The following is a 13,466-nucleotide window of genomic DNA, read 5'->3' as shown; positions in this document are numbered from 1 at the left end:
CTTTCAAAAACCATCACCCGAAATGGGGGATATTTCTAGGCGTTACCCATATACGGATCACTCGTTGTAATGTCTCCAGTTTCTATTTTTCCAGCGTAGCGATGCTTAAAAACGGCATTTCCAGTTTGAATAATGCTGAAATCATACCAGTGTGCACTTTTAGATAAATTTAATACTACGTTACTGGTCGATTTAGGCTTTAACGTAATATTCTGGCTCGCAGAATTATATTTGTTATCCACTATTTGAATATTTACAGGTGCTGTTCCCTTATTTTCGAAAGTAAAAACCAGATTACCGTTCAGTTTTTTAGTAACCAAACCACCTTGTTCTGCTTTAGCTTTGATATTGATTTGAGGATTCTTTTGATTACCTGTAAAATACCTGTAAAAACCATTCGGACCCGTAATTCTGAAATCGTAAATTTCATTATCAAAATCTTCAATGGCGATTTTGTCTGTTAAGGTATCTCCCGCTTTAACCGCATAAGCCCAAACTTTCCCTTGTACACCCTTGAAGTTGGCGATGGTATTCATCGTAAATGGTGCGCCAACTGTTTCAGTCTCACTACCGAACAAGGTTTTTGCAGATTGAAAAGTAAGTTCTACCTCGTTTCCTACCAGAACAGCATCTACATATAATTGATAAGGCAAGGCACAAGCAGGTTTTGTACCCCGTTCTTGCTTTGGTGCATGTACCGAAGTTTGGCCCGAAAATGATTCGAATTTATTGATTTTTGCAACATCATTTTTGTTTAAAGCAGTAGGGCCAACTTGAGCAGGTTTGTTTTTTGCGTTACTGATATTTGTTACAACAGTTTCCCGCTTTAATGGCGTGGGAGATAAGATTTCCTCGCCATTGTAAGTTCGAAATACCGAAGTTAAATCGCCGCATATATTTCTTCTCCAATCGCTAATGTTGTCGCTCTTGATGCTTTTTCCTGTTTTTTTAGTCAACCATTTCTCCATAAACATTAATGAAGATGTATGATCGAAAACCTGTGAATTTACAAAACCGCCTTTACTCCATGGCGAAGCGATAACCATTGGCACACGGTAACCCAAACCAATCGGACTGCCTTTTCTGCTTTCAAAATCTGTCGCGAAGTTTATTCCATTAGAAACTTTTCCGCTTGAAGCATCATCAGGATTTGGCACTACAAAAGGTGGTTGATGGTCGAAATAACCATCGTTTTCATCATAGGTTAAAATGAAAATGGTTTTCTTCCAAACCTCTGGATTTTTGGTTAAAATATCCAAAGCCTCGCTAACATACCAGGTACCATAAAGTGGCGAACTGGTATGATCAGAAAACCGTTGCGGAGCTACCAACCACGAAACCGCAGGGAGTTTTCCGCTGTCAACATCTTTTCTAAACTGAAGAAAAATATCGCCTTTTGGAATGTTAATTGTTTCAGATTTTCCCTCATCATTTGTAAATGTAAACGGCGCTAATTCCAGATAATCTTTTTCGCTTATATTAGTTTGAAAAGCCTTATCAATCAGGTTTTTTTCCCGTTGGGATAATTGATCATATTTAGCCTGAACTTCGGCAGCGGTTAATGCGGGTTTCACAGTGTTGTCGCCATTTTTTCTAAAATATGCAGACAACTTTACATGGTGTCTTTTTACATATTCAACCGGATTATCGCCATAATTTCCTAACCAATCATCAATTTCCCCCTCCGGAAGTTTTGATGTCCAAAGTTCGTTTTGATAGATGCGCCAATCGATTCCCTTATCTTCCAGCGTTTCCTGAAAAGTTGGCCAATCTACAAAAACATTATTCTGCGATTCTGCCTGGTCGTTATTTACAATGGCTACGCGATTTGCGCTTTTTTCGCCCCTAATGGTTCCTGTGAAAAAGAACAATCTGTTAGGTGTTGTGCCTGTTAAGGATGAACAAAAATGCTGATCGCAAATGGTAAATGCATCAGCCAATGCATAATAAAATGGTATGTCGCTTCTATCATAATAAGATAATGTCATCGCCGATTTTACGGGAAACCACTTATCGTATCTTCCGCCATTTCTGGCCGCAACCTGGTCGTTCCATGAATGTGGTAAACCGCCCTGCCAGGTAATTTTTGTTTTATTAATATCAACATGAAATGGCACATAGGTATAACCCTGACCATCTTTTTGTAGCCAGACTTTGTTCCCATCAGGTTGAATATGCGGATGCGGATCGTTAAAGCCCCGAACTCCTTTCATTTTACCAAACATGTGGTCGAAGGAACGGTTTTCCTGCATTAAAAAAACAATGTGCTCGGCATCGTGAAAAGTACTGCCAGGTTCGGCATTAATTGCCATAGCCTTAAGTACCGAGCTGGGTAAAGTATTGGCCATACCCGTAGCGCCAGCAAACAAAGCTGCCTTTCTTAAAAATTCTCTACGTGAGTCCATAAATTATACAATAGCTTGGATACTGCAAGGTAGGAATAAGTCGTGAGTCTGTAGTTTGATGTATTTAGTCCTGGATGTAAAAAAATTGTGAGCAGGCATTCAGAAGTTTCATCTTAGATAATCCTTTAAAAATTCGGCTCTTCCATTCCATTTAATCTCTTACATCGATGTTACTTCTGGTAAACCCTAACATAGTCCACTTTCATTGTGGCAGGAAATATCGATTCATCGACACCATTTTTTCCACCCCAATTTCCACCAACTGCTAAATTTAAAATTACATGAAAATTTTGGTCGAATGGCCAATCTGGAGCACCTTTTCCTGTATTTTTAAATGTCAGATATTTTTGATCATCTACAAAGAAATCAATTCTATCCTTAAACCATTCCACAGCATAAACATGGTAAGTATTGTAAGGATTGATTTTTACGCCTTTGCCAACCTGGGTTTTAAGTACATGATTGAACTTTTCTGTGTGCACTGTTCCGTAAACACTATCGGGTTCGTAGCCAACATGTTCCATAATGTCAATTTCCCCACTTTTAGGCCAATCGCCATATTTCCAATCAGTAGGAAGCGCCCAAATTGCTGGCCATAAACCTCTTCCTTTAGGCAACATCGCCCGCACTTCTACTCTTCCATATTTAAAGTCGAACTTATTTTTACTCACTAATCTGGCAGAAGTATATTTATTGCCTTCTTTATCGGCTTTAATGGCTGTGATATTCAAATTTCCTTTAACGATCTTCGCATTTGCCGAATCGGCATTGGTATAATATTGCAACTCATTATTTCCCCAACCTTTTCCACCAATATCGTAACCCCAATTTTTGCTTAATGGCAAACCCTTATCATCAAATTCATCGGCCCATTTTAATTTCCAACCCATAGCAACAGGCGTTTTCTTTATTTCTCCGAAAGTAAGTTCAGGCTCATTCGTGGTAATGTAATCTACGTTGTGTGCTAAAAGCCATTGCATTTCCGGGGCAGTATTTACGGTCCATGCATTTACGCTTAATCCCAGTTTATGAGCATTTTCAATCCAGCCATCTTTTTGATAAACGCTATAGTGATAATCTACCCCGGTTAATTTATCAGCTTTCATTTGCTCGGCACTAATCTCGCCTCTTAAATAAGCAACTTTGGCCTTAGGCAATACTTGTAAAATGCGTTTGCAATAATCGTAATCAAAACTGATGTATTCTGTCCAATCGATTACGCCAACTTTTTTAACCATGTCGATACAAGCGTTCGTAAGCTCTATACCTCGCTCTTTGCTAATTAAAGATGGTTTGATTTCAAGAATAAGTTTGGTTGTTTTTTGCTTTTTTCCGGCTTTCAAGTATGCTTCCAATGTTGGGATTTTCTCGCCATTGCTCATGGTTTTGGTTAACAACTCTTCGTATTTAACCTTTTCAATGGTCATACCTTGAAATTCAGGATCGTGATTTACAACCAGCACATTATCGGCGGTCATCCACACATCGAATTCCGAACCGTAACAGCCTAGTTTTACCGCCTCATTTAATGAGGCGATGGAATTTTGAGGAAAATTCTTCATTTTCCATGCGCCACGATGGGCAATAACCTGGTTCTTATTCCAGTTAAATTTTTGGGCAAAAGAAGTGGTAAAAATGAATACCATACAGGTTAATATAATTGCTCGTTTCATATTTGGGGTGATTATACAAAAAATCAAAAGTAGATTTTTAAAAGAATACTCATTTAAAATCTGTGTAACCTTTGTATTAATTATAACAAGATAAAAATTTTAAACTAATCATATACAAAACCTGTATGGTTTTAATAATCGCTTTTGAATAAACTATTTGAAATAAACACGTTACCTTAACAAGGTTTCTTCTTTTTGATAGGAACAATTTTTACATTTACGTTGATATGGTGAGCAATAATTACAACGATTTGTTGAAGAAGATAGATGAGTTTATCCGAAAATTTTATTTAAATAAGATTTTGCGAGGTGCCATTTATGCCGCTGCAATATTACTGGGCCTGTATTTGCTCGTTTTTCTAAGTCTGTATTACCTAAATCCGACTGCTGGTTTTAAAACCTTTATCTTCTTTGCTTATTTGTTGCTTGGCATTTTACTGGTTGGTTTTCTTATTATTAAACCTTTGCTTTCGATGTTGAAATTGGGCCAACATTTATCTTTTGATGAAGCTTCGGTTATTATTGGAAACCACTTTGCCGATATCAAGGATAAGCTTTTGAATACACTACAACTCCATAAGCTTTCCGAAAACCGGCCTGAAAACAATCAGCTGATTTTGGCAAGTATAGACCAAAAGATTCTGGAATTGAAACCCGTTCCCTTTTACACCGCCGTTCGGATAAATGATAATCGTAAATATTTAAAATATCTATTAATTCCACTTTCTATTATTTTGTTAATCGCCATTGTTGCACCTGCTATTTTACGTGAGGGAACCAATAGCTTCTTTAAATATGATGAGTATATCGCACCGAAAGCACCCTTTAGTTTTTCAGTTTTGAATAAAAATTTAACCGTTATGCAGGGCGATGACGTGACGATAAATTTAAAATTGGCTGGCGATGAATTGCCTGCTGAAGTTTATGTAGAAGATGGAAAAAACACTTATAAGCTTGAAAAGCAGAATATCAGCCAGTTTAATTACAGCATCAAAAATATTCAAAGCGATAAAAAGCTGATTTTTAAAGGCGGCGGATTTAGTTCTTCTGTTTTTACAGTTAATGTTAAACCTCGTCCGGAATTATTAAATGCCACCGCCACGTTAAACTATCCATCTTACCTCGGTAAAAAACCAGAAGTAATTACCAACGTTGGCGATATCCTATTGCCCGAAGGAACCCGTGTATCCTGGAATTTTAAAACTGGCCAGAGCAATTCGCTTTTGTTTATTTTAAATGGAAAAGAAAATCTTTTAAAAGTTAATGATGATGAATCTGTGTTTAATGCCACGATTCGCAATAATTCAAAATACAGCATTACACCGAAAAATGATTTTGTTATGTTAAGAGATTCTTTATCGCACCAAATTACGGTAGTTAAAGATCAATCTCCTGCTATTCAGGTAGAAGAAAAGCCTGATTCTATTAGCAATAAGGCACTTTATTTTAGCGGACAAATTACGGATGATTATGGTTTCAGCAGATTGAGTTTTAAATATAACATCAAAGAAAACAACAAGATTGTTAGTACCGTGAGCAAGAATATCTCCATTAAAGCCAATGCAACGGAAAATGCTTTTTTCTATTTCTGGGATTTAAAAACAGCAGGCGCAAAGCCTGGTCAGGAAATAGAATATTACTTTGAAGTAGCTGACAATGACGGTGTTAATGGTTCTAAAGTTACCCGTTCGGAAATTAAAACATTTAAACAGCCCACCAAAAAAGAAACTGCAGAGCAGGTAAGCGCTAACAGCCAGGCGCTTAAGCAAAAAGTGCAATCTGCCATTCGTTTGGCCAATACCATTGAAAAAGAAAGTAAAAAAGTTGCAGAAAGCCTGATTGATAAGAAACAGATTTCGTTTGAGGATAAAAAACAAATTGAAGCTTTGCTGGATAAACAAAAACAGTTGGATGAGGCCGTAAAAGAGATTAAGGAACAGAACGATAAAAATATTCAGCAGCAGGAAGACCAAAAACAAACCGAAGAGCTTTTAGAAAAACAAAAACAGATTAAGGATTTGTTTGATAATGTGCTGGATGAAAAAACCAGGGAACTTTTGCAAAAGCTGCAAAACCTGATGAATGAGAAGAATAAAGACCAAACGCAAAACGAACTATCCAAAATGCAATTGGATAATAAAACCCTAAAAAATGAATTAGATAGGATTTTAGAACTCTACAAACAGCTGGAATTTGAACAAAACCTGCAAAACGATATCGACCGTTTAAATGAATTGGCTAAAGAACAAAAGGCACTCAGCAAGGAAACTGCAGATAAAAAACAGGACAACGAATCACTTAAACAAAAGCAAGATGCCCTAAATAAAGAGATGAAAGATTTAAAGGATGATTTGAAGAAACTGGAGCAAAAAAACCAGTCTTTGGAGAAACCTAATTCTTTCGAAAATCCTGAAAAAGATGTTCAGGATATTCAAAAAGAGCAACAAGACAGCAAGGATGCGTTAGATAAAAAAGATTCGAAAGGTGCAAGTCAAAAGCAGCAAAAAGCTGGTGAGCAGATGGAAAAACTTTCTAAAAAAATGAGTGATATGCAGCAACAAGGCGAGGAAATGGAAAATAACCTGAATGCCAAAGAGTTGCGTAAGCTGTTAGAAAACCTTCTTAATACATCTTTCGAGCAGGAAAAAATAATGCTGACGCTAAAGAAAATGACTTCTGCTGACCCTTCTTACATTAGCAATGTTCAAAAGCAACGCAGCATAAAAGATAACCTGAAAACCATTGCCGATAGTTTATATGCTTTAAGTAAACGTGTACCTCAAATTGAATCGACGGTTAACGAAGAGATGAATAAAATTAACTTCAACCTCGATAAAAGTTTGGAAAGCCTTGGTGAGCGAAGAACGCCCGAGGCCAATCGATATCAGCAGTTTACCATGACTTCGATTAACAATTTGAGTTTGATGTTGAGTGAAGCTTTGAATCAGCTGCAGAACATGCAAAAGAACTCCAAACCTGGAAGCGGTAAAAAGCAGAAGCAAGGCATGAAACAGCTTTCTCAAATGCAGGAGCAGTTGAATAAAAGCATGCAAAAAGCTCGTGAGCAGATGCAAAAATCTGGCGGAAATCAAGGAACTATTGGCAAAGGACAAATGAGCCAGGAGTTTGGAAAAATGGCACAGCAGCAGCAAATGATTCGACAGGCTTTGGAAAAGATAAACCGTGAGGAAAATAAAGATGGTTCTGGTAAAATGGGAAATCTGAATGAAGCCATTAAAGAAATGAAACAAACAGAGAGCGATCTGGTTAATAAGCGGTTACAGCAGGAAACCTTAAATCGTCAAAAAGAACTATTAACCAAACTCTTAGAAGCAGAAAAAGCTGAACGTGATCAGGAAGAAGATTCGAAAAGAGAGAGTAAAGCTGCAAAAGAGTTTCCGCCATCGTACCAAAAAATGGTTGAACAGTTTAAAAAGCAACAGCAAAGTGGAAGCGATATGTTGCAGAAAGTGCCACCCAGTTTAAACCATTATTATAAGAATAAAGTTGCCGAATATTTGAAGTCGCTAAATATGGTAAGGTAGTTGGCCACATATTCGCAGATTATTATTCGGCATCTATTATGAATTAAGACCCTGAAATGAATTCATGGTGACGACCATTCATGCACTACTTCTGTTCATCACTAAATTTTATTTCCTAAATTTGGAGCCTTAAACATATCAGCATGCCTGCAATTTCATTTTTTACAGAATCTATTTCATACAATCTTCCGCAAAAACTGAAAGTTAAGAAGTGGATTAAAGCAACTATTGAAAAGGAAGGATTTGAATTGCAGGAACTCAATTTCATTTTCTGTAGCGATGAGTATTTGTTGGGAATTAATCAGCAGTATTTAAACCACGATACTTATACAGATATCATCACATTCGATAATTCTGATGAAGAAAAGCAAATTGTAAGTGATATTTTCATTAGCATCGAACGTGTAAAAGAGAATGCAAATACTTTCAAAACTAATGAATTCGATGAGGTTTGCCGCATCATGATTCACGGGGCCTTACACTTACTTGGTTACAAAGATAAAGGCAAAGCTGCTAAAACCCTTATGACTCAAAAAGAAGATGAGTATTTAGCTTATAGAAATGAGGTTGGTTTACTATAATCACATCGTTTCGACAGAAGTGGAGAAATCTCTGTAATCTATTCAATAGTTATACCTCATGGCGGTCGCTTCATTCCTCACAACAACGTTAGGTAGTAATTAGAAAGGAAGCAATCCTAATTATTGAGTGTTATAATAAGCATTCCGAACAAATCCATTCCTATAACTCGCTATACCACAGTTAAATAAACCCGATTGCAGCGGAAACCAAAAGCTTTTTCTGCTTTTGTTGGAGCATAAAGCGGGGCTGCACGCTCCTATTTCTATTGAAATTGCTTTTCAAATTATTTTTTTATTCCTGTTCGTCTAAAAGTTAAAGGCGTTGGTCGATCATTTACCAACGCTGGTATATTAACGCAAATCTGGGTGCAACATTTCTAGCCTCTTACAGTCTTATATTCAAAAACAACAACAAAAAGATTTAAAAAAATTAAAATATACAGTTATGAAAACTTCTATTAAAACATTATTCGCAGCAGCTTTAACAACAATCATTTTAGGTAATGCAAGCGTTGCAGCAAATGCCACAGAAAACAATAATAACTATACCAACTTAACTTCGGTTAAAAACATCAGCAAAATTAAAATAAGTGGAAATGTGAAATTGATTTTAGTTCAGGATGCTAAAGAAAGCATTGAGGTATACGATAACTACTTCGCAAAAAATGCATTGGTACAACAACAAGATGGCGAGTTGAGAATCAGTTCTTTCACTTCAGCACCGTTAACAATTATTGCACATGTAAATAATTTGTCTGCGATCGAGGCTTCAAATGCTTCTAGCGTTAGTACATCAGGAAATTTTAATTTATTAAACTTAAATGTGGTTTTGAATGATAATGCAACTGCTGATATCAAAGCAAATACAGTAAACCTGAGTACGAATGTTTATGGCACTGCTAACTTAGTTTTAAGCGGATCTACTGAGAGTTATACTGCCGTTTTAGGTTCGGTTGCTAAAGTAAAAATGAATGATTTCGTTGCTGGCGATACAAATGTGACCGCCGCACCTTCCGTTACAACATATGCATCCAATAGATATGAAGATATTAAAGTTGATGTTTTAGAATCTATTTTCTAGACATCGCATCAAGATAAAGTTTAGTTTTAGTTAATGATAGAAGCAGCGGCGGAGCGATTCCAGCCGCTGTTTTCGTTTATAAAATTTTCTTATAAATTTTATGGTGGGATGTTGGGATAACTTTTTAATCTGCGAATCTTCGATTAAAAGCATATCAATATTTTGCCATTTTTAACTGATACATAGTGGCTTTGAAACATCTTTCTGCCCTACCAAATATTTTATACTTACTTTTGCACTAATTTTCCTTTATAAATCCGAAATACAAATAAATTGAGCACACTAATTGCGGCAGAAGGCTTAGGTCATGGTTATCATGATGAATGGCTATTTAAAAATTTAACATTAGGCATTAACTCTGGTCAGCGTGTGGCGTTGGTAGGAATTAATGGCGCTGGTAAGAGTACACTTTTGAAATTATTGGCAGAAAGGTTTCCCCCGCTCGAAGGTAAGATTGTTAAAAATAAAGCTATTAAGATTGGTTTTCTCGATCAGGAACCTCAATTTAATGAAGGCTTTTCTATCAGTGATCATATATTCTCATTAGAAAATAAACAACAACAGTTGATTAAAGAATATGAGGAATTAATCGAAGACCCTAGCCCTGATGAGAAAACGCTTAACCGTTTATATGAGGAATTAAGCGAACATAATGCCTGGGAATATGAGCATGAAATTAAAACCATTTTGAACAGAATGGGGATTACTCATTTGCAGCAAAAAATTTCTACGCTTTCTGGAGGACAAAAGAAACGTTTGGCTTTAGCTAAACTTTTAATTGAAGACCCTGAGATTTTGGTTTTGGATGAGCCAACCAACCATTTGGATATTGATACTATTGAATGGCTGGAAAAATTATTAACTACAGGACAAAAAACAATTCTATTAGTTACTCACGATAGATACTTTTTAGATAATGTTTGTAACACCATCGTGGAATTGGATAGAGGTAAAATTTTCAATTACAATGGAAATTATGCTTACTATTTAGAAAAGAAATCGGAACGTGAAGCATTGGATGCCACCGTTCAACACAAGAATCAACAGCTATTAAAGAAAGAATTAGAGTGGATGAGGCGCATGCCACAGGCCCGAGGAACGAAATCTAATGCAAGAATTAACGCTTTTTACGATTTAGAGGAAAAAACTAAGAAAAAAGCTGATAATCAGACCATTAACCTTCAAATGAAGATGTCTCGCCAAGGCGGGAAAATAATTGAGATAGAACACATTGCAAAATCATTTGATGGTCGTCCTATCATTAATGATTTTAGCTATACATTTAAAAAAGCTGATCGAATTGGTTTAGCAGGTAAAAATGGTACTGGTAAATCAACACTATTAAATATTATTACAAGCCAATTAACTCCTGATGCCGGAACGGTTGATACAGGAGAAACTACTGTTTTTGGTTATTATAAACAAGGTGGTTTAACGTTCGATCCAAAAGAAAGAGTAATTGATATTGTAAAATCAGAAGCTGAATATATAAAGATGGCTGATGGTTCTGTAATCACTGCCTCTGCCCTGTTAACACTTTTTCTTTTTCCACCAAAAAAACAGCACGGCATGGTAGAGAAGTTAAGTGGTGGTGAAAAGAAGCGTTTGAATCTGATGAAAGTTTTAATGCAAAACCCAAACTTTTTAATTTTAGATGAGCCGACCAATGATTTAGATATTGACACTTTAAATGTTTTGGAAGAATTTTTAGAGAATTTTCCAGGTATTTTGATGTTGGTATCTCACGATAGATATTTGCTTGACAAGATGAGCGATCAGTTATTTATTATGGAAGGAGAAGGAGTTGTAAGAATCTATAATGGTAATTATTCCGAGTACAGATTAAGTTTAGATCAGCCCAAAATAAAATCAGAAGTAAAAAAAAGTACCACAACTACAGTTGAACCAGAACCTGCTAAAGCAGTAAGAAAGCTAAGTTTTAAGGAACAAAAAGAGCTTGATGATAGTGAGAAAGGAATGTCTGATACTGAAAACAAAATAGCGGTTTTAACAGAAAGCCTGCTCAAAATAAACTCATCTGATTATGTAAAAATCCAGCAAGTATCAGATGAAATAGCAAAATTAAAGCTAGAACTAGACGATTATACTATGCGTTGGTTAGAGCTTTCTGAATAAATAATAAAGTAATTTTATATCGGATGAAGCGTTTATGTTTCACGTGGAACATAATGACTAATTCGCAATTGATAAAAAAATAATCTATATGGCGAATCGATATATCAAAAAAAATGTGATTGTTTCACGTGGAACATATAATAAATACAACATAAAATGTTTTCAAAATACGATTTGATTGTGGTTGGTGCCGGACATGCAGGCTGTGAAGCTGCTGCTGCTGCTGCTAATTTAGGATCATCTGTTTTATTAATAACAATGAATATGGGTACAATTGCCCAAATGAGTTGTAACCCCGCAATGGGCGGTGTAGCGAAAGGGCAAATTGTCCGTGAGGTAGATGCTATGGGTGGCTATTCAGGAATCATTTCTGATAAATCAACCATTCAATTTAGAATGCTCAATAAATCCAAAGGCCCTGCCATGTGGAGCCCAAGAGCACAAATTGATCGGATGCGCTTTGCTGAGGAATGGCGCTTGGCTTTAGAAAGAACTCCGAATGTAGATATCTGGCAGGATAGCGTTATTGGCTTATTGGTTAAAAATAATACAGTTTATGGTGTTAAAACATCTCTTGGTATGGAGATTGAAAGTACTGCAGTAGTTTTAACTAACGGAACCTTTTTAAATGGTGTAATGCACATCGGTGAAAAGAAATTTGGTGGAGGTAGAACCGCAGAAAGAGCATCGACCGGAATAACTGAACAATTGGTAGAATTGGGAATGGAATCTGGTAGAATGAAAACAGGTACCCCGCCCCGAGTTGATGGCAGAAGTTTAGATTATACTAAAATGGAAGAACAATGGGGAGATGAAAAGCCCAGCAAGTTTTCTTTTACCGATACAAAAGTTTCTACTGATCAGCGCTGTTGCTGGATAACTTATACCAATGGTGACGTACATGAAACTTTAAAGGAAGGCTTTGAAAAGTCTCCCATGTTTACTGGACGAATTAAGGGATTAGGTCCTAGATATTGCCCATCTATTGAAGATAAAATTAATCGATTTGCTGAGCGTGATAGGCATCAAATATTCGTAGAACCAGAAGGATGGAATACGTGTGAAATCTATGTAAACGGTTTTTCAACCTCACTTCCAGAAGATGTTCAACAAAAAGCACTTCGGCTAATTCCAGGTTTTGAAAATGCAAAAATGTTCAGACCAGGCTACGCAATTGAATACGATTTCTTTCCTCCTACTCAATTATCATTAACCTTAGAAACTAAATTAATCAGTAATTTATTTTTAGCCGGTCAGATAAATGGAACTACTGGTTACGAGGAAGCGGCTTGCCAGGGTTTTATGGCTGGCATAAATGCACATCAAAAAATCAATGATAACCATGAACTGATTATGAAAAGATCAGATAGTTATATTGGTGTTTTAATTGATGACTTGGTAACTAAAGGAACGGAAGAGCCCTATCGTATGTTTACCTCAAGAGCTGAACATCGTTTATTATTAAGACAAGATAATGCTGATATTCGCCTATCTCCTATTGGCCATCAATTGGGTTTAGTTTCTGATGAACGCTTAGAGAAAGTTAATAATAAAATTGCAGCAGCTGATGCTTTAGTAAAATTCACCAGAAGTCAGGGTATAGAAATGGCAGATGCAAATCCCATGCTGGAAAATTTAGGTTCCAGTGCACTAAATCAAAATGTAAAGATTCATAGTTTAGTTGGTCGTCCGCATGTGGGTTTACAAGATATTATTAAAGTTAGTAAACCATTGGCCAATGCCACAAAAGATTTAGATAACGAGACAATAGAACAAGCTGAAATAAAAATTAAGTACGAAAGCTATTTTGAAAAGGAAAATGAAATCGTAGCTAAAATGTTGAAGATGGAAGACAAAGAAATTAAGCCAGATTTCGACTACAATAAAATTGTTTCCATCTCAAAAGAAGCTCGCGAAAAACTCTTTAAAATAAAACCGCGAACTTTGGGTCAGGCATCACGAATTTCTGGTGTTTCTCCTTCAGATATTTCAGTTTTGATGGTGTATATATCTAAATAACTGATAATCAATATTTTAAATATAAA

General features: G+C 36.2%; 7 protein-coding genes. 5 read left to right on the top strand and 2 right to left on the bottom strand.

The annotated features are described in order from the left end of the window. Nucleotides 1–35: 35 nt before the first annotated feature. Nucleotides 36–2,405 carry a phosphocholine-specific phospholipase C gene (locus tag LUA91_RS13970; RefSeq protein ID WP_231426665.1) on the bottom strand — a complete coding sequence of 790 codons (2,370 nt, stop codon included), beginning with the start codon at nt 2,403–2,405 and terminating at the stop codon, nt 36–38. Nucleotides 2,406–2,575: 170 nt separating this feature from the next. Then, a complete protein-coding gene (locus LUA91_RS13965) occupies nt 2,576–4,078 on the bottom strand; it encodes a family 16 glycosylhydrolase (protein ID WP_231426664.1) in 1,503 nt (500 codons plus the stop codon). A gap of 227 nt (nt 4,079–4,305) precedes the next feature. Between LUA91_RS13965 and LUA91_RS13960 the strand changes: the two genes are divergently transcribed. The 5 genes from LUA91_RS13960 (at nt 4,306) to mnmG (ending at nt 13,440) form a co-directional block, all read left to right on the top strand. Further along, nucleotides 4,306–7,623, top strand: coding sequence for a DUF4175 family protein (locus LUA91_RS13960; RefSeq protein WP_231426663.1), 3,318 nt, complete (start codon nt 4,306–4,308; stop codon nt 7,621–7,623). A gap of 143 nt (nt 7,624–7,766) precedes the next feature. After that, entirely contained in the window at nt 7,767–8,204 is a 438-nt protein-coding gene (ybeY, locus tag LUA91_RS13955) for an rRNA maturation RNase YbeY (RefSeq protein WP_231426662.1), read from the top strand. A gap of 445 nt (nt 8,205–8,649) precedes the next feature. Next, entirely contained in the window at nt 8,650–9,285 is a 636-nt protein-coding gene (locus LUA91_RS13950; RefSeq protein WP_231426661.1) for a GIN domain-containing protein, read from the top strand. Nucleotides 9,286–9,558: 273 nt separating this feature from the next. Beyond that, complete coding sequence (locus tag LUA91_RS13945; RefSeq protein WP_231426660.1) at nt 9,559–11,421, top strand: ABC-F family ATP-binding cassette domain-containing protein; 1,863 nt, start codon at nt 9,559–9,561, stop codon at nt 11,419–11,421. 156 nt (nt 11,422–11,577) lie between these two features. After that, complete coding sequence (gene mnmG, locus LUA91_RS13940) at nt 11,578–13,440, top strand: tRNA uridine-5-carboxymethylaminomethyl(34) synthesis enzyme MnmG (protein ID WP_231426659.1); 1,863 nt, start codon at nt 11,578–11,580, stop codon at nt 13,438–13,440. Nucleotides 13,441–13,466: the final 26 nt, after the last annotated feature.

The sequence above is a fragment of the Pedobacter sp. Leaf250 genome, from assembly GCF_920984735.1.
In the GTDB taxonomy this organism is placed as follows: Bacteria; Bacteroidota; Bacteroidia; order Sphingobacteriales; family Sphingobacteriaceae; genus Pedobacter.
The sequence above is the reverse complement of the archived record's forward strand: the minus strand, read 5'-3'. Positions and strand labels throughout refer to the sequence as shown.

Bases quoted from the DNA above. Each gene is read 5' to 3' on its own strand.
- LUA91_RS13970 (WP_231426665.1), bottom strand. From the start codon at position 2,405: ATGGACTCACGTAGAGAATTTTTAAGAAAGGCAGCTTTGTTTGCTGGC.
- LUA91_RS13965 (WP_231426664.1), bottom strand. From the start codon at position 4,078: ATGAAACGAGCAATTATATTAACCTGTATGGTATTCATTTTTACCACT.
- LUA91_RS13960 (WP_231426663.1), top strand. From the start codon at position 4,306: ATGGTGAGCAATAATTACAACGATTTGTTGAAGAAGATAGATGAGTTT.
- ybeY (WP_231426662.1), top strand. From the start codon at position 7,767: ATGCCTGCAATTTCATTTTTTACAGAATCTATTTCATACAATCTTCCG.
- LUA91_RS13950 (WP_231426661.1), top strand. From the start codon at position 8,650: ATGAAAACTTCTATTAAAACATTATTCGCAGCAGCTTTAACAACAATC.
- mnmG (WP_231426659.1), top strand. From the start codon at position 11,578: ATGTTTTCAAAATACGATTTGATTGTGGTTGGTGCCGGACATGCAGGC.